At 69.0% G+C, this 20,511-nt stretch carries 21 protein-coding genes; 18 read left to right on the top strand and 3 right to left on the bottom strand.

The window, feature by feature from the left end; all coding sequences use genetic code 11:
• The first annotated feature begins 34 nt into the window (after window positions 1-34).
• Window positions 35-1,531 (top strand): RNA-directed DNA polymerase, encoded by a 1,497-nt coding sequence (locus tag ACFXAE_RS08260; RefSeq protein ID WP_384709876.1) that lies wholly within the window; start codon window positions 35-37, stop codon window positions 1,529-1,531.
• A 9-nt stretch (window positions 1,532-1,540) separates the two neighbouring features.
• A complete protein-coding gene (locus tag ACFXAE_RS08255; protein WP_384709873.1) occupies window positions 1,541-2,032 on the top strand; it encodes an SLATT domain-containing protein in 492 nt (163 codons plus the stop codon).
• Between the two features lie 152 nt (window positions 2,033-2,184).
• Here the strand turns inward: ACFXAE_RS08255 and ACFXAE_RS08250 are convergent, their stop codons facing one another.
• Window positions 2,185-2,850, bottom strand: coding sequence for a YdcF family protein (locus ACFXAE_RS08250; protein ID WP_384709870.1), 666 nt, complete (start codon window positions 2,848-2,850; stop codon window positions 2,185-2,187).
• The gene (locus ACFXAE_RS08245) at window positions 2,847-3,641 is read right to left on the bottom strand and encodes a GntR family transcriptional regulator (RefSeq protein WP_384709867.1); all 795 of its coding nucleotides are present in this window, start codon (window positions 3,639-3,641) and stop codon (window positions 2,847-2,849) included. The genes ACFXAE_RS08250 and ACFXAE_RS08245 overlap by 4 nt, the downstream gene beginning before the upstream one ends.
• A 445-nt stretch (window positions 3,642-4,086) precedes the next feature.
• Here ACFXAE_RS08245 and ACFXAE_RS08240 point away from each other — a divergent pair, with 445 nt between their 5' ends.
• From ACFXAE_RS08240 to ACFXAE_RS08180, 13 genes are all read left to right on the top strand, one after another.
• The gene (locus tag ACFXAE_RS08240) at window positions 4,087-4,356 is read left to right on the top strand and encodes a DUF6284 family protein (RefSeq protein WP_384709864.1); all 270 of its coding nucleotides are present in this window, start codon (window positions 4,087-4,089) and stop codon (window positions 4,354-4,356) included.
• Window positions 4,353-4,634, top strand: coding sequence for a DUF6303 family protein (locus tag ACFXAE_RS08235; protein ID WP_384709861.1), 282 nt, complete (start codon window positions 4,353-4,355; stop codon window positions 4,632-4,634). The genes ACFXAE_RS08240 and ACFXAE_RS08235 overlap by 4 nt, the downstream gene beginning before the upstream one ends.
• Entirely contained in the window at window positions 4,631-5,491 is an 861-nt protein-coding gene (locus ACFXAE_RS08230) for a protein spdB (protein WP_384709858.1), read from the top strand. Before ACFXAE_RS08235 ends, ACFXAE_RS08230 begins: the two co-directional genes overlap by 4 nt.
• On the top strand, window positions 5,491-5,850 hold the full coding sequence (locus tag ACFXAE_RS08225) for an RRQRL motif-containing zinc-binding protein (protein WP_384709855.1): 360 nt from the start codon (window positions 5,491-5,493) through the stop codon (window positions 5,848-5,850). Before ACFXAE_RS08230 ends, ACFXAE_RS08225 begins: the two co-directional genes overlap by 1 nt.
• The gene (locus tag ACFXAE_RS08220) at window positions 5,837-6,154 is read left to right on the top strand and encodes a hypothetical protein (RefSeq protein ID WP_384709852.1); all 318 of its coding nucleotides are present in this window, start codon (window positions 5,837-5,839) and stop codon (window positions 6,152-6,154) included. The genes ACFXAE_RS08225 and ACFXAE_RS08220 overlap by 14 nt, the downstream gene beginning before the upstream one ends.
• Before the next feature lie 106 nt (window positions 6,155-6,260).
• Window positions 6,261-8,372: an FtsK/SpoIIIE domain-containing protein gene (locus tag ACFXAE_RS08215; protein WP_384709850.1), complete on the top strand. Its 2,112-nt coding sequence runs from the start codon at window positions 6,261-6,263 to the stop codon at window positions 8,370-8,372.
• A 207-nt stretch (window positions 8,373-8,579) separates the two neighbouring features.
• The gene (locus tag ACFXAE_RS08210) at window positions 8,580-9,044 is read left to right on the top strand and encodes a hypothetical protein (RefSeq protein ID WP_384709847.1); all 465 of its coding nucleotides are present in this window, start codon (window positions 8,580-8,582) and stop codon (window positions 9,042-9,044) included.
• 90 nt (window positions 9,045-9,134) lie between these two features.
• Window positions 9,135-10,022, top strand: coding sequence for a bifunctional DNA primase/polymerase (locus tag ACFXAE_RS08205; protein ID WP_384709844.1), 888 nt, complete (start codon window positions 9,135-9,137; stop codon window positions 10,020-10,022).
• Window positions 10,023-10,024: 2 nt separating this feature from the next.
• On the top strand, window positions 10,025-11,497 hold the full coding sequence (locus ACFXAE_RS08200) for an ATP-binding protein (protein WP_384709841.1): 1,473 nt from the start codon (window positions 10,025-10,027) through the stop codon (window positions 11,495-11,497).
• Window positions 11,498-11,936: 439 nt separating this feature from the next.
• Complete coding sequence (locus ACFXAE_RS08195) at window positions 11,937-12,173, top strand: helix-turn-helix domain-containing protein (RefSeq protein ID WP_384709838.1); 237 nt, start codon at window positions 11,937-11,939, stop codon at window positions 12,171-12,173.
• Between the two features lie 77 nt (window positions 12,174-12,250).
• On the top strand, window positions 12,251-13,516 hold the full coding sequence (locus ACFXAE_RS08190; RefSeq protein ID WP_384709835.1) for a tyrosine-type recombinase/integrase: 1,266 nt from the start codon (window positions 12,251-12,253) through the stop codon (window positions 13,514-13,516).
• Between the two features lie 296 nt (window positions 13,517-13,812).
• Window positions 13,813-15,459, top strand: coding sequence for a penicillin-binding transpeptidase domain-containing protein (locus ACFXAE_RS08185; protein WP_384709832.1), 1,647 nt, complete (start codon window positions 13,813-13,815; stop codon window positions 15,457-15,459).
• Window positions 15,460-15,565: 106 nt separating this feature from the next.
• Window positions 15,566-17,236, top strand: coding sequence for a penicillin-binding transpeptidase domain-containing protein (locus tag ACFXAE_RS08180; RefSeq protein WP_384709829.1), 1,671 nt, complete (start codon window positions 15,566-15,568; stop codon window positions 17,234-17,236).
• Between the two features lie 22 nt (window positions 17,237-17,258).
• On the opposite strand, the gene ACFXAE_RS08175 is transcribed toward ACFXAE_RS08180, so the two are convergent.
• Complete coding sequence (locus ACFXAE_RS08175; protein WP_384709826.1) at window positions 17,259-17,615, bottom strand: SsgA family sporulation/cell division regulator; 357 nt, start codon at window positions 17,613-17,615, stop codon at window positions 17,259-17,261.
• Between the two features lie 190 nt (window positions 17,616-17,805).
• Here ACFXAE_RS08175 and ACFXAE_RS08170 point away from each other — a divergent pair, with 190 nt between their 5' ends.
• Genes ACFXAE_RS08170 through ACFXAE_RS08160 form a run of 3 tightly spaced genes read left to right on the top strand, consistent with a single transcriptional unit; the run spans window position 17,806 to window position 20,424 of the window.
• Window positions 17,806-18,903, top strand: a complete 1,098-nt coding sequence (locus ACFXAE_RS08170; RefSeq protein WP_384709823.1) for an energy-coupling factor ABC transporter permease — start codon at window positions 17,806-17,808, stop codon at window positions 18,901-18,903.
• Window position 18,904: 1 nt separating this feature from the next.
• Window positions 18,905-19,666, top strand: coding sequence for a cobalt ECF transporter T component CbiQ (gene cbiQ, locus ACFXAE_RS08165; protein WP_384709820.1), 762 nt, complete (start codon window positions 18,905-18,907; stop codon window positions 19,664-19,666).
• Entirely contained in the window at window positions 19,654-20,424 is a 771-nt protein-coding gene (locus tag ACFXAE_RS08160; RefSeq protein WP_384709817.1) for an energy-coupling factor ABC transporter ATP-binding protein, read from the top strand. Before cbiQ ends, ACFXAE_RS08160 begins: the two co-directional genes overlap by 13 nt.
• Window positions 20,425-20,511: the final 87 nt, after the last annotated feature.

Here is a 20,511-nt window from a genome sequence, read left to right as displayed (position 1 = left end):
GTATCATCAAAGGCCTGCATGTTTGGGGGACTTGATGAGGGATGTTGTCAGAGCGCTGATGCTGAAGCGGACACTGACGACCGCTAAAGATCTCCTCGTTACCAACCAGGAGTACTCCGAAATACCAGATGTGGCCGCTTACGCCGACATCGAACATCAGTGGCTTCGAGGCTATCGGGAATATCTCGAAACCGCGATCAAGGAGGGGGACTGCATACCTCGCCATACCGAAATAGTCGATTACCCGAAGAATGACATAACTTTCCGCCCCTTGGCCCGATTCTCGGCTAGAGATCGCTTGATTTATGACGCGTTGATCTACTCGGCAGCTCCATCTATTGACCGTCAGATACGGCGTCCCGTCTACAGTTACCGCTGGAACCACAACGCAGGAAGGCCAATCTTCTGGTTCAAGCCGTGGAAGAAAATGCAGGCCAATGCCCGATATTTCCTCAAGTCCGACAATTGGCTTCGAATGGCCACCCTGGACGTTTCTTCCTTCTATGAACACATTGACGTGGAGATACTCGCGGACGATTTGACCTGCCTGTCCCAGAGTGCAGAGAAATCCAAAAATCTGAATAAATTTCTCGTCAGCTTTCAGCGAATAAATCACGCCTGGGGACTACCTCAGGGATCGGATGCGTCCGGAATACTAGCCAATCTGTACCTAGCCCCTGTTGACGAGTTTCTGGCGAAGAATGATTTGAGGTATCTCCGCTACTCGGACGACATCATGATATTCCATCGAGATTGGACTGAACTACGCGACGTACTAAGCGAAATCAACAGGATCCTCAGAGCCCGCAGACTCTCAATGTCCGCTCATAAAACTCAGATTTTGGAGCCATCTGACGCCTTCCAGCGGATTCACGACGTGCGCAAGGCATCACTGTCCGCTGCATGCGACATAGGCATTCCGGGCGCTCACATAGAGGTCCGCCGATATTTTGATGAGGTGACAAAAGGAGACCCATCTGACACAAGGAGCCTTCGCTTTGTTATAAATCGCCTAGCAAAACTACAAGACGACTATGCGGTCAGTTGGTGCTTGGATAACCTTCCGTTCATAGCGCACATCGCCAAGGAGACTTTCGCCTATCTGGCAGTATTCAAAAACAGAGTGGAGGAGGTTCAGAAGAAACTCGTAAACTTTATGAGGTCGGGAGCGAGTGAAAGTTACCCCTACCTCGAACAAAGAATCCTCAGGTACTTCCTTACGTTGGACTTGAGTGACGAACGAATGAAAGAGTCCGCCTGGCTCATCTTGGAGGACAGGAATCGAGAAGACTTTCCGCGCGAATTCGCTAGTCGGTACTTAGGGAGATCGGCTTCAGTCGCCGAGGCGCAACTGCTCCGCCATAAATTTGAAGAAGAACCCAACATCACCATGCGTAGAGCACTCCTCATGTCCCTCTATGAGTCACAGAACCTTTCTCAGCGTTACTTGCGCGACGTCGAGGAGTACATTCCACAACTTAAATGGGTGTGTAAATACTTACGTACCGGCCCAAAAATCCCAGTCTCATGATAGGTCCCCATGTCACTAACTGACGCACAGCGTGATTCCCTAGAAGAGCAACTGAAGTCGATGCATGAGAATTGCCTTTACAGCGCCCAGGCATACTTCGAAGCCTCGAAACGCGCCGAGCTTTGGGGCAGACTCATGGTCTTCGTCCCCGCGTGCCTGTCGGCAGTATCAGGCTTCATGACTGCCTTCGGATCCCGCCCGCTCTGGGGCGCTCTAAGCGCCGTTGCGGGTGCAGTTGCGGCGACAGCCGCCTTCCTCGGCACGACAAAAAAGGCAGCCGACTTCCTGAGTTCAGCGCGCGCTTACACAATCCTGCGTCACAAGATAAATCTCGAATTGCGCTTCCTGTCGGTTGATGCCGCATTGAACTTCCAGGATGCACGGTCGAGAGTCGAGGCTCTAAATACCGAGTACACACAGATAGTTTCAGCTGATGCTCCGGTGCCAAACCGATCTTTCTCAGTGGCTAGCCGCAGAATCGACCAGGGCGCAGCATCCTAGGCCCATAATGCCTCTCAACCTGCGACATTGCATAGGGCCCCAAACACTCCGTCTGGGGCCCTTCGACAGGGCTCCAGAACTAAGAAAACCAAGAGTAAGCGGTCCTGCTACCTAACTAACCAAACGGGCTTCACAGCGTTTCCGCAATGCCGTCACTTCTGCGCTGCGGTATCTGCCACGAGTCGGCTTGTGAACCCGGCGTCACGCAGGCGCTCATATGCTGCGGTCACGTCATCAGGAACGCGCTGCTCGATCATGAATCCCTGTTGCGGGTAGATCATGAGCCGCTGCTGCGCGCCGGCCAACATGTCGATGACCAGGCGTGCGTCTCCGATCGAGTCGACGTAGTCAGCCAGGGTCATAGGTGTAGACGCGCTGACCCACTCGGCTTCAGGCCACAGCTTGCGGGCAGTCGCGTAGGCCCGTCGTTCCTCGTACGGCTTGCTGACCAGCAGGACGGACGACACGGCGATCTGGTGCTCCTCGAGCAGTGCGCGCGAGAAGCGGATGTTCTCTCCCGTATTCCGGGCCCGCGGCTCAATGAAGATGACATCGGCCGGCACCCCCAGTTCCATCGCCCGCTCGCGGTAGTGCTCGGCCTCCCCGCGCGGCATGCGGTCGCGTGTGGTGCGGCTGGTCGCCCCAGTGAAGACGATCAGCGGCATCATGCCCCGGTGGTAGAGATCGGCGGTTGTGTCCGCGACTCCGAGGTCATGGCTGCCAAGTCCGATCGCAACAGAGCATGGGCGCAGTTCGTGCCCCATCTGCTGGAAGTCCCAGAGCCGTTGAGCGTCGGCCCATGCCTGTGCTGAGATCACTTGCTCTCGCCCTCCGCTTTCGCTGAGTCGGGGACCTTGAAGTCGTACGTCCAGGCGAAGCGTGTCGCTGCGTGGACGCCGATTGCGAACTCCACCACGGTGCCGTCGGCCGTGTACGTCGTCCGGTGCAGCTCCACCACCCATTCGCCCGGTGCAAGCTGGAGCAGCTGTACTTCGTCCGCCGTGGGGATACGGGCGAACAGCGTCTCCTGCATGTGGTCAATCTCGTATCCGGCGTCATACAGGACACGGAAGCCACCGCCCCGGCCGGCGGGCCCCGGCGTTGGGTCGACGATGCGCGTCCCTTCCACGTGCTCGGGACGGTAGTAGCTGGTCAGCGTGTGCGTCGGCTGTGACCCTTCCTTGACCACGCGCGCACGTGCGTAGACCTCTGTGCCCTCCGGAAGACCATGCGCCTGGGCGACGACGGCCGACGCCGGGACACGGCTGACGGTCTGGGTCTGTTCGTTCCGCTTGTACGTACGTCCGGACGCCACACGGTCCGCGATGAACGCCACCTCATCGCCGTCCCGCCACTTGGCCTTGTCGTACCGCGCGATGCCGAGCCGCTTGAGCGGCGCCCGCTCACGGACGACCGTGCCGTGTCCACGCGACGACGTGACCAGCCCTTCGGCCTCCAACGCCTTGTAAGCCGCATGGACCGTGGACTTCGAGCCTTCGCCCGCTTCCACTAGGTCCCTGATCTGCGGCAACTGGGCACCGGGCGCGTACTCGCCGTTCCTGATCTGCTCGGCCAGTCGGTCCGCAAGCTCCCGCCACTTGGGCGCCATGCAGCACTCCTCTCGACATCGACCAGTGAAACACAGTCCCAGGACTGTTGACAGTCCTGGGACTGTGCGTCATGGTCTTACTGAACGGCCCGCAGTCCTAGGACAGCGGGCCCGGAGTGTCCCTATTGGGCTGCTCCCAAGCCGCCCGGAGGGCCCCGTGAAACGGGCTCGAAGGAAGCGCAAGCGCCTTGAGAACTTCACACAGGGAACTGCCGGTAACCCGTGGTCCGCCTGCCCGAAGGGGTCGGAAACAAGGCGGAGAAGACCGGCGTGCCCCGTGCGGCAACCTGATCGGTTCGAGTCCGGTCCGGGGTACTTCGGCCGCTGCTCAGCGGCCGCGCTGCGTGTGACACGCAGCTTCTCCAACAACGGCACACACCCCCCGGAGGGCCAACTCCGGGGGGTGCTGTTCGGGCCGTTCCACCGCTGAGAGGAACACGACCCAATGGAGCACATCGTTACTGTTCAGGACGCTGTTACCGCGTTCGCCGACTTCATGGAGCCGACGGCCGCGGAGCTGGACGCGATCGAGCGGGAGATGCCCGTCATCCTGGCGGACGTCGAGCTGCTGAACGCGCACATCGTCACGCTCGACCGCACGCCGACCGAGCTGGACAACCGGCGCATCCGCCGGGCCCGCCGCCGCGCGCTGGCCGCCCGCGTCGCGCTGCTTAACCCCACCGTCGGCGTGATCCTGCCGGGGGGTGCGGCGTGAAGACGCTGACCGCGCAGATGTCGAGCGACGGCAGCGCGTGGCGCCTGTACGTCGTGCTGTACGGAGTGCCGGACTGGCCGACCTTCCGGTGGGAGCGGTCCGGGCCGGTGCCCACCGGGGCGGAGCGCCGGGCGGCGCTGGCCGCCCTCGGCTACGAGGTGGCGCCGGACGCGGCGTGGTCCTGGACGGAGGACAGCCGGGACCCCGACAACGACTCCACCCCGGTCGTCCTCATCGCGGCCATCGCGGTGCGCGAGCAGGAAGGGGCCACCGCATGAGGGCCAAGACCGTTCTGCCGGCCGTCGCGATGACGGCCGTGTCCATGGTCCTCACCTTGGCCGTGGTCGTGATGTGGCTGGGCACGGCGATGCCGTGGCTGGTCGCGCTGGTCGTCGGTCTCGGCATCGACGGCGGTTGGCTGGCCACCCTCGCCTACGAACGGCGTCTGGCCGCGCAGGGCGACCACAACCGCACAGTGACCGCCGTCGGCTGGTCGTTCGGCGTCCTCGCCACCGCCGTTCTCATCGCGCACGCGCTGAGCGTCGAGCACTCCGCCGGCGCGTGGCTGGCCGTGGCGTGGCTGCCGCTCGCGGCCAAAGCCCTGTGGCTGGTCCACGGCATGTGGGAGCGCACCGCGCTCACCCCGGTCGCCCTGGACGCGATCCGCGGCATCCAGCAGGAAGCGCGCGACGAGGCGGCCGTGGCCCGCGCCCGACTGCGGGCGGAAGCGGCGACCGAGGAGACGCGGCTGACGGCCGTGACGGAGGCCGGGGCCCGCGTCGCACGCGTCCAGGCCCGGACCGCTCAGACGCTGTCCGGGGCGTGGTCGACGCTGGAGACGGCCCGCGCCGGCGAGGAGACCGGCAGGGCGCTCACCAGCGTGACGACCCGCGTCACACCCGGGGTCACACCCCGCTGGGAACTCCCCGTGTGGGGGCCGACGGAGCCGCTGACGGGCCGTTCACTGGAGGCCGCGCCAGCGCTCACCGATGACGCCCTGGACGTCATCGTCGACGACATCCGCACCAGCCAGACCCCCGCTCTCTCCTACCGGGAGATGGCCGCCCGGTTCCGCGCCGCCGGGCACTCCGCCTCCGAGGTCCGCTTGCGGGCGGCGTGGAAGCGGGTGGCGTGATGGGGGCGCTGCCGGTGTTCCAGTGGCGTCTGGCCCCGGACGGCTATGCCACCCGCCGCCAACTCCGCGCCCTCGGCCTACGGCCCGGTGGGCAGGACGTGGCCGCGCAACTCGAACGCCCCCGCCGCCGGCGGGGGCCGCTCATCGCCTACCTGTACCGCGTCGACCTGGCCCTGCCGGTCCGGCCCATGACCCCGGCCCGCAGGGCGGCGCTCGCCAAGGCCAACACTGCCCGCCGACTGTGTCCCGCCTGCTGGCGCGATGCCGGTTACGTCATCCCCGCCGCGCTGGGCACGTGCGTGCCCTGCGCCTACTCCGGCCCGAACGGGCCCGATGGGAGCACCCGTGAGCAGTGCTGACCTGCGCCGCCTGGACCGCGAGATCAGGCACACGACGAAGAAGTTGGAGGCGGTACGGCGGGGTGAGTTGTGGCCGCTGAACGGCCGCGAGCGCCGCGCCATGACCCGCGCGGTGGCCGGCGGTGCCTACCGCACCATGCGGGGCCGCAGCACCGGCCGCGCGGAGCAGCAGATCGAGTCCACCGGCAGCGCCGCCGAGATGCGGCTGAGCGCGGAACTGTCCGCCCTGCACGGCGAGCGGCAGCGGCTCATCACCGAGGCCGCCCGCGAAAAGGCGGCCAAGAAGTCCTCCGGCTGGTGGTGACCAGCCCGCCCTTCTCCGCCGGGGTGGCCGCTCTTTCCACGGACCCGGCCACCCCGGCTCTCCCAAACTCCCGCCCCTCACGGGGGCAGTCAGGAGCACCTGCAGCATGTCTGAGAACGTCGTCCCCCTCCACAAGCACACCGACCCGCCCGCCGACACGGCCCCGACGGTGCTCACGGTCGTGCCTGACGCGCCGCCCGCGCGGCCGGTGCCGCTGTGGGTGCGCTCCGGGCGCGCGGTGAAGACCGCCGTCACGCACGAGCGCACCCGGTCGGCCGGCCGCTCGCTGGTCCGGCACAGCCTGTACACGTTCAACGGTGGGCGGATCGTGGCCCGCCGGGCGTGGGACGGTCGTACCGGCTCCCGGTACGAGCGGATGATCCGGGCGGCGGAGGCCGCGGGGAACCTGGAAGCGGCGGAGGAGTGGGAGGAGCGGTTGCAGCGCTTTCGCGCCGCCCGCCACCAGCGCCGCATGGACCTGCTGCACTCCCCGGTCGACGCCGCCAAGGGCTTGGCCGTGGGTGCCGGCATGAGCGTCGGTCTGCTGGTCGCCCTCGGCATCGTCATGGCCATCAGCACCGGCCAGGCCGGACACGTCATCACCCCGCTCACGGCCACCATCGACTTCATCGCCTTACTCATCCGCATCGTCCAGGTGGTGTGGGGCCCAGCCCTCACCATCGGCCCATTCCTCGCGCTGCTCGCCCTGTGGTCTGTCGGCCGCAAGCAGCACGCCGCCCCCGCCTGGGCGCTGCCCGCGAACGTCCGCAACGGGGAGGGTGAGCCGATCACCCCGTCCATCGTCGTCAAGGCGCTGCGCGACCTCGGCGTGCCCGCCCTGGCCCGCGCCATCAAGGAGATGGGCGACGCCGGCGCGTCCATGCTCGGGCCCATCACCATCGCCGGATGCGGCGTCGAGGTCGACGTGACCCTGCCCTCGGGGGTGTCGACCAACGAGGTGCAGAACAAGCGCCGCAAGCTCGCCGAGAACCTCACCCGGCACGAACACGAGGTGTTCATCACCATCCCGCAGGCGGCCCGCACGGTCCGACTGTGGATCGCCGACAGTGGGGCGCTGGACGAGCCGATCGGCCCCTCCCCGCTGGTCACCGACGACACACTGACCGCCGACTACACCAAGGGCCGCGCCCCGTGGGGGCAGGACCTGCGCGGCGACGCCGCCGCCCTGTCCCTCTACCAGCGCCACCTGCTGATCACCGGCCTGTCGAACCAGGGCAAGACCGTGGCCCTGCGCTCCCTGGCCCTGTGGCTGTCGCTGGACAAGTCGGTCCAGTTCCTCATGGGTGACCTCAAGGGCGTCGGGGACTGGGCCATGTTCGACGGTCTCGCCACCACGCTGATCCAGGGCCCGACCGATGAGCACGTCATCCAGGTGACCGAGATGGTCGAGGGCGCGGTGGACGAGATGAACCGCCGGATCCAGGCACCGCCCGGAACGACGTTCCCGCCGCTCATCGTGCTGGTCGACGAGGCGCAGGTGGCGTTCATGTGCCCGGCCAAGGACGCCGACAAGCGCCCCTATGGCGGCTCGAAGGCGAACTCGCGGTACTTCATGGCCGTCCGGAAGATTCACAACCAGGGGCGGGCGGTGAACGTGCTGATGTGGCAGGGCACGCAGGACCCCACCAATGAGAACCTGCCCAAGCTCGTGCGGGAGGGTGCGCACACCCGCGCGTCCCTCGCCCTCGGTACGGAGTCGCAGGCCCGCATGGCGCTGGGAGACAAGGCCGTCGACGGCGGCGCCGCCCCGAACCTGCTCCGGCCGGGCCTGGACCGGGGAACGCTGGTCGTCGCCTCCGACGGGATCACCATCCCGGCCGGACAGTCGTCCATCACGGTGCGCACGCACTACATCGACGACGACGACGCCGCCGCCATCACCGACCGTGCCAAGGCCCTGCGCGACGGCGTCACCACCCTGCACGCCATCGACCGGGGCGAGGAACACGACCCGCTCGCCGACATCGCCGCCGTCATCGGCGACGCGCCCCGCGTCCGCACCAAGGACATCCTCGCCCGGCTCGCCGCACGCAACGCCGGCGCGTACGGCGGCTGGTCGTTCCTCGACCTCAAGCGCGTCCTGGACGACGCTGGCGCCGGACCGTACAAGTCCGACGGCGTGATGGTCGTCGCCCGCGACCGGGTGGCCCGCGCCCTCGCCGACCGCGACGACGAGGGTTCCGCTTCCGCTGAATGACGGCAGGGAGCCGAACCGCTGCGGGTCAGGGAGACAGGGAGAACTCCCTGAACCCCTCCCTGACTCGCCTCCCTGCATCTGACCTGCACGAATGATCGTCCAGGGAGTCAGGGAGGCACGCAGGTCACACCCCCGAAAACCCCCTCCACACGGCACCCCCAAGGGGGTGCCCCCGCCTCCCTGACCATCCACCGGAAGAGATTCCGCATGTACCCCGAACCCGTCCACCACGCGCCCGCCGAACGGGCCGTGACCACCTACCAGCCCACCCCGCTCCCGCCCGCCGTCGTCCACCCCACGCCGGTCGTCCCCGTCCAGCCGGGCACCGTTCCGGCGGTCGCGAGCATCGTCCTGCCCGACGGGCGGATCGTCACCGGCTACGCCATCGACCACCCGCAGCCCGCGCCCCTCTCGGCCAAGCCGGCCGTCTCCCGCGCGGCGGTGAACGTCGCCCTTGGAGGCGTCGGATTCCTCGCGGTGTGCGGCGGACTGCTGCTGCTCACCTCGTTCATCGCGGCACTGACCGCGTTCATCGGCCAGCTCATCATCCTCGCGGCCGTCATCTTCGGCGGCTGGATCGCCGTCCAGGTCCTCGGAGCGGGCGGCCACAAGGGCGGGACCACGGTGAACATCCGCCGGGCCGTGATCAAGCGCAACCACTTCCACGGCTAGCTGCGCCAAGGGCGGCCCCTCATTCCGCCAAGAACACCGGGGCCGCCCTTGTCCACCTGCCATCCAACTGACCTGTGGAGGTCTCCCAGCATGACCCAACCCACCACCATCCGGCGAGTGCCCGGCCCACAGCGGCAGCCGGCCGAACTCCTGCGGACCGCGCTGACGCTGGCCTCGACCGGTGTGCCGGTGCTGCCCCTGCAGGCGGGCAAGATGCCGTTCGGCAACTGCCACCAGTGCGCGAACAACGCGTGCGGCGGCCGGCCGAACATGAAGACCCCGGGCCCGTGCCACTGCTCCGGCGTCTGCCACGCCTGGGCCGCCGCCACCACCGACCCGACCGTCATCGCCTCGCCTCCGTGGGCGGCGGCGTGGCGGCGGGCGGTGTGCGTCGGCTACCACCCCGGCGGCGCCGGGCTCACCGTGGTCGACCTGGACGACGCGGACGCCATCGGATGGGCCCGCGGTTTCCTGCCGACCACTCGGACCGTGCCGACGACGCGCGGTGAGCACTGGATCTACCGGGGCACCATGACGTCCCGCAACGCGGTGCGCCCCGGTGTCGACATCAAGTCGGCCATGTCCTACGCCCGCCACCTGGGACCCGGCACCGGCACGATGAGCGCCCTGCCGGACGCCGTCCGCGCGCTGGCCGTCAAGGAACGCTCCCCGGCCCGCCCCGTGCCGCACGCGGTCGCCGTGCCCGTTGGAGTCGGGGGCGGGGAGTGCCCGCACCGCACTCCCGCCTACCTGGCCCGTGGCATCGCCATGGCGGAGCATCGCATCACCGCCGCATCCAGCGCGGTGCACGCGACCGTGTACCGGACGTTCCTGGCCGTGCTGTCCCGACACGGCCGGTGCGGCTGCCTCACCAACACCCACATCACGCGACTGTTCACCGCCGCGCAGGCCAGGGGTGAAACCCTGCGGCACTGCACCGACGCGTGGGCCAACGCCCGCACGACGTTGGGACTGTGACCATGGCCGACGACGACAAGAACCCCGCCCGCGAAGTCATCACCGACTACGCGCAATCCCACTTCCGGTACTTCCGCACCGCCGACGGCACCGTGTACGCGCAGCGCAACGGCCACCCCGTGGCCCGCCCGATCCGCTCCCAGGGCACCACCGGCAGCCACCGCCAGGAACTCATGGTCGGACTGTTCCGCGACGGGGTGGGCGTGTTCAACGGGACCGCGCTCAAGGAAGCTCTCGACCTGATCGAGGCCCTGGCGCTGACCGAGGAGGTGCAGCCGGTCCACATCCGCGTCGCCCCCGGGTGGGACGGTGCGACGTGGCTGGACCTGGGACGGGCCGACGGACGCTCGGTCCGTATCCACCCCACCGGGTGGGACATCGCCGTTCCCGACCCGCGTGAGGTGTGCTGGCGACGCACACAGCTCACGGGCGAACTGCCCCTGCCCGCCAGGGACACCGACGGCAAGGGCATCGACGCCCTGCTGCGGCTGTGTAACTTCGCCACCGCGGAAACCGAGTGCCTGGCCATCGCCTGGCTCATCGGCTGCCTCGAACCGTCCGTGCCCGTCCCCGCCCCGTTCCTCACCGGCCCCCAGGGTGCCGGCAAGTCCACCGGCGGACGCATGCTCACCCGGATCATCGAGGGCATGAGCGGCGACCTGCGCCGCGCGCCGAAGGACGAGGAAAACCTGATCGCGGCCGTGGCCGCCGGGTGGGTCACGGCGCTGGACAACCTCTCGCACATGACCCCGGACCTGTCCGACGCGATGTGCTGCATCGTCACCGGCGCCGAGAGCGTCAAGCGCGCCCTGTTCACCGACGGGGACGTGTTCCGTGCCCGCTACCGCCGCCCCCTGCTCCTCACCGGCATCGATGTGGGTGTCATCCGCCCCGACCTCGCCGAACGGCTGTTGCCGCTCCGGCTGGAACGCCCGCGCGTCCGGCGCACCGAGGCAGAGCTGTGGGCGGACTACGCGGAAGCTTTGCCCGTGGTCCTGGGGTCCCTGCTGGACCTCACCGTCAAGGTCCGCGCGGTCGAGGTGGAGACCCCAACCGACCTGCGGATGGCGGACTTCGCGCACCTGTGCGCGCAGCTGGACGCGGCGACCGGTTTCGGGTCGCTCGCCGCCTACCGGGCCGCCCTGGACGACCTCAACGACGACGTGATCGAGGGCGACCTATTGGCGCAGACCGTACTCAAGCACGCCTCCGACATCGAACCTGGCACGGCGCAGCGGATGACGTCCACGGAGTGGCTGCACCACCTCACCCGCCTCTACACCGGCGAGGACTTCCGCCCCCTGCCCAAGGGGTGGCCGACTACCGGCAAGGTGCTCTCGGACCGGCTCAAGCGCCTCCAGCCCACCCTCGCCGCTCGAGGCGTACTCATCGACTCGGGCCGAACCTACGAGGGCCGCTACATCGAGATCAGCCGCTCACCCGCCGCGCCGCCGCACCACCAGCAGACATTCTGACCGACCGGCCCCGGTCACCGACACAAGCAAGAAGAGCACCCCGCCCGGGCGTGCTCTTCTTGCTGTTCGGCGGCAGCGCCGCCCTGCGCTGGACGCGCCGCGAAGCGGCTCCTTCTTCATGTCCTGAGCCGCACCGCACCACCACAGACACCCCCTCTCTTTTCCTAAGAGGGGAAATCCTGCGTCATGTGCGTCATGCGGGCGCGAAAGCAGCACCTGACCTGCGGACGAGAGCATGACGCAGACGGCGACGCCAGCGTCATGCTGCGTCATCTGCGTCATGGGATGACGCAGCCCACGACGTGCCCATGACGCAGACAAAACGGCTGCGTCATCCAAAAACCGCAGGCCAGACGCCTAAATGACGCACATGACGCTCATGACGCAGAATTCCGCACCTCGGACAGAGGCGGCCATGCCCTCCCCGCTTGGAGTCCCTTTGGCACAGCCGACAGCCCTCGACCCCCGGGCCACTCTCCGCGGCGGTCTCCCCGACCGGTACCTCACCCCCGCCGACATCGCCGAGATGTTCGAGGTGCCCCTGGAGACCGTCTACCAGTGGCGCAAGAAGCGCACCGGCCCGCCCGGCTTCCGCATCGGCAAGCACCTCCGCTACGACCCCGCCGACGTACGCGCCTACGTCACCGGCCTCAAGAACAGCGCCACCGCCGCCTAGCCAGACACCACCGCAGACAGCAGGGAGAGCCGCCGTGAGCGGCTCTCCCTGCTGCGTGTTGAGAGGACCGCCGCCACATGGCAGGCCACATCCAAGACCGCTGGTACAAGACCGAAACCGACGCCAACGGGAAGCCCGTCAAGGCCAAGACCGACCGTCACGGAACGGGCCTCCGCTACCGCGCCCGGTACGTCGGCCCGGACGGCACCGAGAAGAGCAAGTCCTTCCGCGACAAGGAACTACGGCTCGCCAAGCAGTGGCTCACGCACATCGAAGCGGACATGTCGCGCGGTCAGTACGTTGACCCGCGAGCCTCCCGGACGACGTTCCGGCAGTACGCGGAACGCTGGGTGCAGACGCACACCGGCGAAATCAACAGCCGTGAGGCCGCGGAGCGTCGGCTCCGGCTGCACGCCTACCCCCACATCGGCTCGCGCCCGCTCGGCTCCTTCAAGCCCGAGCACATCCGCGCCTGGATCACCGCCCTTGAAGCCACGGTGCCGGCGGAGTCACACCGGCGCATCATCGTGGGCACCGTCTCCGCAGCGCTGAGCGCGGCGGTCGACGACGGGCTACTCAGCAAGAACCCCTGCCGCGCCCGCACGGTGCAGCTCCCGAAGGCCGGTAAACCGCGCGTCATCCCGTGGACCGCAGAGCAGGTCTTCGGCGTGCGCGCCGCTCTCCCCCGGCGCTACCAGGCCGCCGTGGATGCCGGGGCAGGCTGCGGTCTGCGACAAGGCGAGATCTTCGGTCTGGCCGTTGACGAACTCGACTTCGAGGGCGGATGGCTGGCCGTGGGCCACCAACTCAAGCGCATCCGAGGCAAGTACGTGTTCGCCCTCCCCAAGGGCGGCAAGGCCCGGGACGTGCCGCTTCCCAAGGCTGTGGCGGCCGTTCTCCGGGACCACGCCAAGGAGTGCGAGCCGATCGACGTGACACTTCCCTGGCGTACGCCTGACGGCCCTCTCGTCACCAAGCGGCTCATCTTCAGCGGAGTCGAGGGCAACCACGTACGCGTGAGCGTCTTCAACGATCACCACTGGAAGCCCGCCCTGGCCGCCGCCGGCGTCATCCCCAAGGCGAAGCCGGGCGAGCGCTACGCGTCCGCGCGCGAGCACGGGATGCACGCGCTCAGGCACTTCTACGCGTCCGTGCTGCTGGACGCCGGCGAGAACATCCGGGCCCTGAGCCAGTACCTCGGTCACAGCGATCCGGGGTTCACGCTCCGGACGTACACGCACCTGATGCCGAGCAGCGAGGGACGCACCCGGAAGGCCGTCGACAGCCTCTATCTGGCGTCCAATCCTCAAGATCACGGCCCAGAGACGGCCCAAGCCGCCTGATCCGGCCCCGGCCAGAGACGAACGTCCTGGTCGGGGCCCCACGGGGCCGGATCACGCGAACTTCATCTACTTCTGGCCCATCTACACCGGCACGACGATCCCGATCGACGACTGGCGGGCGCGGATGTGGCTGGACACGTGGGTGTGAGCCGTTCCGGTCGCCGGGCGGATCTCTGTTCGGACAACAAACGGAAACAGCCGCCCCGGTCGTCACTCCTTGCGCATAGAGTGCTCACTCACCGAGCTTTTTGAACACGTTCACAAGGCGTGGGAGCCCGGCGGAGGGGGAACGTCCGATGGGCAAGGGGGTCAGGACCGCCGTCATCGGCGGTGTGTTTGCGGTGATGGTGGGCGGGGCCGGGTACGGCGTCTACACCATCGTGTCGGCCGTGAACGGTGACGGGGGGAGCGGCTCGAGCGCCGCGGGGACGAAGAAGTCCGGGCCGCCGGACGAGGGGGAGGTCGAGGAGACCACCAGGAGTTTCTTCGCGGCCTGGGAGAAAGGGGAGGCGTCCCGGGCGGCGTCGTACACGAACAACGCGCAGGAGGCCGGCGCGCTGCTGACGGCGTACGGCGACGACGCGCGCATAGGCGAGGTCGGCATCACGCCCGGCAGGGCCACCGGCGCCACCGTGCCCTTCACGGTGAAGGCGACCGTCTCCTTCGACGGGAAGTCCGAGGCGCTGAGCTACAAGAGCGAGCTGACCGTCGTGCGCGGGCAGACCACCGGGCGGGCGCTGGTCGACTGGGAGCCGTCCGTCGTCCACCCGGACCTGAAGGAGGGCGACACCCTCGTCACCAGGGAGTCCGCGCAGCCGCCCATCGAGGCGGTGGACCGCGACGGCACGGTGCTGACGAAGGAGAAGTACCCCTCTCTCGGGCCGATCCTGGACACCCTGCGCCAGAAGTACGGCGAGAAGGCGGGCGGCACCCCCGGCGTCGAACTGGCGGTCAGGCACGCCGGGGACACCACGGACGGGCCGGCCGCCGACACCCCGCTGCTGACCCTCGCCGAGGGCGAGCCGGGCAGGCTGCGCACCACCCTCAGCGCCACGGCGCAGGCCGCGGCCGAGAAGGCGGTGCGGCAGTACGCCGAGTCGTCGGTGGTGGCGGTCAAGCCGAGCACCGGTGAGGTGCTGGCGGTGGCCAACCACCGCGACGACGGGTTCAACGCGGCCTTCCAGGGCCGGGTCGCCCCCGGCTCCACCATGAAGATCATCACCGCCGCCATGCTCATCGACAACGGCGTGACGTCGATGAACGGCCCGGCGCCCTGCCCGCCCACCGCGACCTGGCAGAGCCAGACCTTCAAGAACCTCACCGGCATGGAGCCGAACGAGGGCGCCAGCCTCGCCAACAGCTTCCTGCGCTCCTGCAACACGGCCTTCATCAAGCTCGTCGACGAGGAGCCGCTCACCGACGCCTCGCTCACCCAGGAGGCGCAGGAACGGTTCGGGCTCGGCCGGGACGACTGGAAGACCGGCATCGTCTCCTTCGACGGCAGCGTCCCGGCCGTCGCCGGACCGGACCGCGCGGCGAACGCCATCGGACAGGGCCAGGTGCAGATGAACCCGCTGAACATGGCCTCCGTGACGGCCACCGCCATCACCGGCGCCTTCCGCCAGCCGTACCTGGTCTCCCCCGACCTCGACGGCCGGCAGACCGCGCGGGCCAAGGGGCTCCCGGCGGGCACCGCCGCCCAGCTCAAGCAGATGATGCGGCTCACCGCCACCCAGGGCACCGCGCAGGAGGCCATGTCCGGGCTCGGCGGTGACATCGGCGCGAAGACCGGTTCCGCCGAGGTCGACGGCAACGCCACCTCCGACAGCTGGTTCACCGGCTTCCGGAACGACGTGGCCGCGGCGGCGATGGCCCAGCAGGGCGGCCACGGCGGCGACGCGGCCGGCCCGATTGTCGCAGCCGTGCTACGAGCGGCCGGCTGACCGCACCGGGCGCGGGGCGGGACTCTAGGGTGGTGCCCGTCGTTGGCACACGTGAGCGCCACGGGGGCCACGGGGAGCCCGGCGGACAGCGGAGGAACGGGAAGCAGTGGGGAAGAACAGAAGGAACGCCGCCGAGGGGCGGAGGACGAGGCCCGTCGTGCTCGGCGGAGTGATCGCCGTGGTCGTCGGCGGCGCCGGGTTCGGCGCCTACGCGCTGCTCGGCGGCGGTGCCGCCGCCGAGGACGGCGCCCGTACGACTTCCGCAGCCGAGGGCGTCAGGACCGGCCCGCTGTCCGCCGACGAGGTCACCGCGACGGCCGAGCGCTTCCTCACCGCCTGGCAGGCCGGGAAGGTGGGCGAGGCGGCCGCCGCCACCGACGACCCGAAGGCCGCGACCGCCCTGCTCACCGCCTACGCCAAGGACGCCCGGGTCGGGGACGTCACCCTCACCGCGGGCACCCCCGCCGGTGACAAGGTCCCCTTCTCCGTCAAGGGCACGGTGTCGTACGAGGAGGCCGGCAAGCCGCTGGCGTACGACAGCGCGCTGACCGTCGTACGCGGGGCGGGGGACGGTGAGCCGCGGGTGGCCTGGCAACCGGCCGTCGTGCATCCCGAGCTCGAGGACGGCGACAAGCTGGTCACCGGCGAGGCGGGCACCCCTCCGGTCAAGGCGCTGGACCGGGACGGCAACGAGCTGACCACCGCCGCGTACCCGTCCCTGGGGTCGGTGCTGGACGGACTGCGCGAGAAGTACGGCGAGAAGGCGGGCGGCGAGGCCGGCGTCGAGCTGCGGATCGTCCGCGGCAAGGCGTCGAAGAAGGCGGAGCTGTCCGACAAGACGCTGCTGGAGCTGAGCGAGGGCACGCCCGGCACGGTGAAGACCACGCTGAGCCCGTCCCTGCAGGCCGCCGCCGAGGCACAGGTGGCGAAGAAGGAGCGGGCGTCAGTCGTGGTGCTGCGCCCGTCGACCGGCGAGGTCCTGGCGGTGGCGAACTCCTCGCGCGGTTTCAACACCGCGTTCCAGGGCTCGCTCGCGCCAGGCTCCACCATGAAGGTGATCACCGCCTCGATGCTGATCGAGAAGGGGCTCGCCTCGATGGACGAGCAGCACCCGTGCCCGAAGTACTTCAGCTACGGCGGCTGGAAGTTCCAGAACGACGACAAGTTCGAGATCAAGGACGGCACGTTCAAGGCGAGCTTCGCCCGCTCCTGCAACACGGCCTTCATCAGCCAGGCGCCCGAGCTGAAGGACGACGACCTGACCAAGCAGGCCCAGCAGGTGTTCGGGCTGGGGAGGAACGACTGGCAGGTCGGCGTGCCGACCTTCGACGGCTCGGTGCCGGTGCAGTCGGCGGCCCCGATGGGTGCCTCCCTGATCGGCCAGGGCGGGGTGCGGATGAACCCGCTGAACATGGCGTCGGTGTCGGCGACGGTCCAGTCGGGCGTCTTCCGCCAGCCGTACCTGGTCTCCCCCGAGGTCGACGGGCGCAAGCTCGCGACGGCCTCGCGCACCCTGTCGGCCGGCACGCTGGCGCAGCTGCGGGAGCTGATGTCGTACACCGCGGCCTACGGCACGGCGGCGGAGGCGATGGCCGGGGTGAGCGGGCAGACCGGCGCCAAGACCGGGTCGGCCGAGGTCGACGGGCAGAAGAAGCCCAACGGCTGGTTCACCGCGTACCGCGGGGACCTGGCGGCCGCGGGCGTGGTCCAGAAGGCCGGTCACGGCGGTTCGACGGCCGGACCGATCGTGGCGGCGCTGCTGAAGAGCGCCGGCTGAGCCGGCCGACCCGGCCGAGGGGTCAGTGCGGGACGGGCTGGGCGGCGGCCGCGTAGGTCCGCCGCAGGAACCGCGTCAGGGTCTTCGTCTCGAACTGCACCACCGACACGCCCTGCGCGGTGTGGAACTCGACCACGGTCTGGACCCGTCCGCACGGCCACACCCGTATCTCGCCCCGGCCCGCGGGGGCGCGCAGGCCCCGCTCCAGCAGTTCCCGGTCGACGGCCCACTCGCGGTGCCCGGTGCCAGGCAGCGCCATGCGGACGCAGCGGGGGTCCTGTCCGGGGTCGTAGCGCAGTACCACGGGTACCGCTCCGCGGTCCTCTTCCACGACGTCGGTGACGATGTGGGCTCGCGCGTACTGCTCTACTACGGACATCGGTGGGCCCCTTACGCTGCGTCGATCTGCCCGAAAGGCGTGCAATCCGCATACCCACCCCCCGTTCAATCGTGCACCGAAAACGGAATTCGCGCGCCCGAGAGGCGCATATCACAGATGAGGTATGCGTGAGGTAAAACAAGCCGCTCGCTCTTGCGCAGTGTTTGCAACAGGCCACATCATCGAGTCCGTGCACGCACCTGACGGATTCATCGACGCCCCTGTGTCCGCCGCGGCCGGACTCGTCGCCGCCGGCGCCATCGCCGTGAGCCTGCGCGGCGCGCGCCGCGAACTCGGGGGCGCCTCCCGCCCGGGCGGAGCCGAGAGCGGGGGCGAACGGACCGCACCGCTGGCCGGGCTGGTGGCGGCCTTCATCTTCGCCGTGCAGATGCTGAACTTCCCCGTCGCGGCGGGAACCAGCGGCCACCTGCTCGGTGGCGCCCTCGCCGCGATACTCGTGGGCCCCTGCACCGGGGTCCTCTGCGTCTCCGTCGTCCTGCTGATGCAGGCCGTCCTCTTCGCCGACGGCGGACTGACCGCGCTCGGCGTGAACATCACCACGATGGCGATCACCACGACGATCGTCGCGTACCCGCTCTTCCGCGGTCTGGTGAAGGTGCTGCCGCGCACCCGCCGCTCGGCGACCGCCGCGTCCTTCGTCGCCGCGCTGGTCTCCGTCCCGGCCTCCGCCGTCGTCTTCACCCTGCTCTACGCCGTCGGCGGCACCACCGACGTCTCCCTCGGCAAGGTCGCCACCGCCATGGTGGGCGTGCACGTCCTCATCGGCATCGGCGAGGCCGTGATCACCGCCCTGACGGTCGGCTCCGTCATCGCCGTCCGCCCGGACCTGGTGCACGGGGCACGCGGGCTGAAGCAGAGGCTCAAGCTGCGGGTGAACGGCGAGCTGGTCGACGCCCCAAAGGCGGAGCCGGAGGCCGTCCCCGTCGCCGCCCGCTCCCGGCGGAAGGTCTGGATCACCGGTCTGGTCACCTCGCTGGTCCTCGCCGGGTTCGTCAGCTTCTACGCCTCCGCGAACCCCGACGGCCTGGAGAAGGTCGCCACCGACCACGGCATGGACGAGAAGGCCGAGGAGCACGCGACCGCCGGCTCCCCGCTGGCCGACTACGGCGTCGAGGACGTCGACGACGCCCGCCTCTCCGGCGGTCTGGCCGGCGTGATCGGCGTGGGCGTGACGGCCGTCGCGGGCACCGGCGTGTTCTGGGCGGTCCGCAGGCGGCGTACGCGGGACACGGCCGACGCCACGTCCCCCAGCGGCACGAGCGTCTGACGTGGGAGCGGGCCACGCGCACAAGCTGTACCGGCACGGGCACTCTCCCGTGCACGCCCTGCCGCCGCACACCAAACTCGCCGCGGTCCTCGCCTTCGTGGTCGTGGTCGTGTCGACCCCGCGCGAGGCGATGTGGGCGTTCGCGGTGTACGCCGGGCTGCTCGCCCTCGTCGCGTACACCGCCCGCGTCCCGGCCGCCTTCCTGCTCAAGCGGCTGCTGATCGAGGTCCCGTTCGTCGCCTTCGCCGTGCTCCTGCCGTTCGTCGCGGAGGGCGAGCGGATCGACGTCCTCGGGCTGTCGCTGAGCGTCGACGGACTGTGGGGCGCCTGGAACGTGCTGGCCAAGGGCACCCTGGGCGTGGCCGCCTCGGTCCTCCTCGCCTCCACCACCGAACTGCCCGCACTGCTGCTCGGCCTCCAGCGGCTGAAGCTCCCGCCGCTGCTGGTGCAGATCGCCTCCTTCATGGTCCGCTACGGCGATGTCATCACCGACGAGATGCGGCGCATGAGGATCGCCCGTGAGTCCCGCGGCTTCGAGGCACGCGGGGTGAAGCACTGGGGCGTGCTCGCCAAGTCGGCGGGCGCGCTGTTCATCCGCTCCTACGAACGCGGCGAGCGGGTGCACCTGGCCATGGTGAGCCGCGGATACGCCGGTTCCATGCCGGTGATCGACGAGGCGACCGCGGACCGGGCGCAGTGGTCGTACGCCCTCGCCCTCCCCTCGGCCGCCCTCGTCGTCTGTCTGCTCGGATGGGTCCTGTGAGTACTGCTTCCCTGGAGGTCTCCGGCCTCGCCTTCGCCTACCCCGACGGCCATCAGGCCCTGTTCGGCGTCGACTTCTCGATCGCGCGCGGCGAGCGGGTCGCGCTGCTCGGCCCGAACGGCGCCGGCAAGACGACCCTCGTCCTCCACCTCAACGGCATCCTGACCGGCGGCACCGGCACGGTGACGGTGGCCGGGCTGCCCGTGGGCAAGCGGCACATGGCGGAGATCCGGCGCCGGGTCGGCATCGTCTTCCAGGACCCGGACGACCAGCTCTTCATGCCGACGGTGCGCGAGGACGTGGCGTTCGGTCCGGCGGCGGCCGGGCTCAGGGGGCCCGAGCTGGAGGAGCGGGTGGACCGGGCGCTGGGCCGGGTCGGCATGGCGGAGTTCAAGGACCGCCCGCCGCACCACCTCTCCTTCGGCCAGCGGCGCCGGGTGGCCGTGGCGACCGTCCTCGCCATGGAGCCGGAGATCCTGGTCCTGGACGAGCCGTCCTCCAACCTGGACCCCGCCTCCCGCCGCGAACTCGCCGACATCCTGCGCTCCCTGGACGTCACCGTCCTGATGGTCACGCACGACCTGCCCTACGCCCTCGAACTGTGCCCGCGCTCGCTGGTCCTCAGCGACGGCGTGATCGCGGCGGACGGCGCCACGGCCGACCTGCTCGCCGACGACGCCCTGATGCGCGCCCACCGTCTGGAGCTGCCGTACGGTTTCGATCCGCGCTCGGTACCGGCCGCACCCGGCCGTCCGTAACGGTCGTGCCCGGTCGGCCCCGCCCAGGAATCGCAGGCGGACCGGCACGGTTGCACCCACTGTCACAGGCGAGTGTCACAGGCGAGC

Origin of the sequence: Streptomyces sp. NPDC059454, from assembly GCF_042749965.1 — a bacterium.
Taxonomy (GTDB): domain Bacteria; phylum Actinomycetota; class Actinomycetes; order Streptomycetales; family Streptomycetaceae; genus Streptomyces.
Note: the sequence above shows the minus strand (reverse complement) of the source record. Positions and strands in the feature narration are given on the sequence as shown.

What these genes read in the sequence shown, in the direction of transcription:
- ACFXAE_RS08245 (WP_384709867.1), bottom strand. Translation starts at nt 3,641, where the DNA reads ATGGCGCCCAAGTGGCGGGAGCTTGCGGACCGACTGGCCGAGCAGATC.
- ACFXAE_RS08190 (WP_384709835.1), top strand. Translation starts at nt 12,251, where the DNA reads ATGGCAGGCCACATCCAAGACCGCTGGTACAAGACCGAAACCGACGCC.
- ACFXAE_RS08205 (WP_384709844.1), top strand. Translation starts at nt 9,135, where the DNA reads ATGACCCAACCCACCACCATCCGGCGAGTGCCCGGCCCACAGCGGCAG.
- ACFXAE_RS08200 (WP_384709841.1), top strand. Translation starts at nt 10,025, where the DNA reads ATGGCCGACGACGACAAGAACCCCGCCCGCGAAGTCATCACCGACTAC.
- ACFXAE_RS08240 (WP_384709864.1), top strand. Translation starts at nt 4,087, where the DNA reads ATGGAGCACATCGTTACTGTTCAGGACGCTGTTACCGCGTTCGCCGAC.
- ACFXAE_RS08160 (WP_384709817.1), top strand. Translation starts at nt 19,654, where the DNA reads ATGGGTCCTGTGAGTACTGCTTCCCTGGAGGTCTCCGGCCTCGCCTTC.
- ACFXAE_RS08185 (WP_384709832.1), top strand. Translation starts at nt 13,813, where the DNA reads ATGGGCAAGGGGGTCAGGACCGCCGTCATCGGCGGTGTGTTTGCGGTG.
- ACFXAE_RS08230 (WP_384709858.1), top strand. Translation starts at nt 4,631, where the DNA reads ATGAGGGCCAAGACCGTTCTGCCGGCCGTCGCGATGACGGCCGTGTCC.
- ACFXAE_RS08215 (WP_384709850.1), top strand. Translation starts at nt 6,261, where the DNA reads ATGTCTGAGAACGTCGTCCCCCTCCACAAGCACACCGACCCGCCCGCC.
- ACFXAE_RS08255 (WP_384709873.1), top strand. Translation starts at nt 1,541, where the DNA reads ATGTCACTAACTGACGCACAGCGTGATTCCCTAGAAGAGCAACTGAAG.
- ACFXAE_RS08175 (WP_384709826.1), bottom strand. Translation starts at nt 17,615, where the DNA reads ATGTCCGTAGTAGAGCAGTACGCGCGAGCCCACATCGTCACCGACGTC.
- ACFXAE_RS08225 (WP_384709855.1), top strand. Translation starts at nt 5,491, where the DNA reads ATGGGGGCGCTGCCGGTGTTCCAGTGGCGTCTGGCCCCGGACGGCTAT.
- ACFXAE_RS08260 (WP_384709876.1), top strand. Translation starts at nt 35, where the DNA reads ATGAGGGATGTTGTCAGAGCGCTGATGCTGAAGCGGACACTGACGACC.
- ACFXAE_RS08210 (WP_384709847.1), top strand. Translation starts at nt 8,580, where the DNA reads ATGTACCCCGAACCCGTCCACCACGCGCCCGCCGAACGGGCCGTGACC.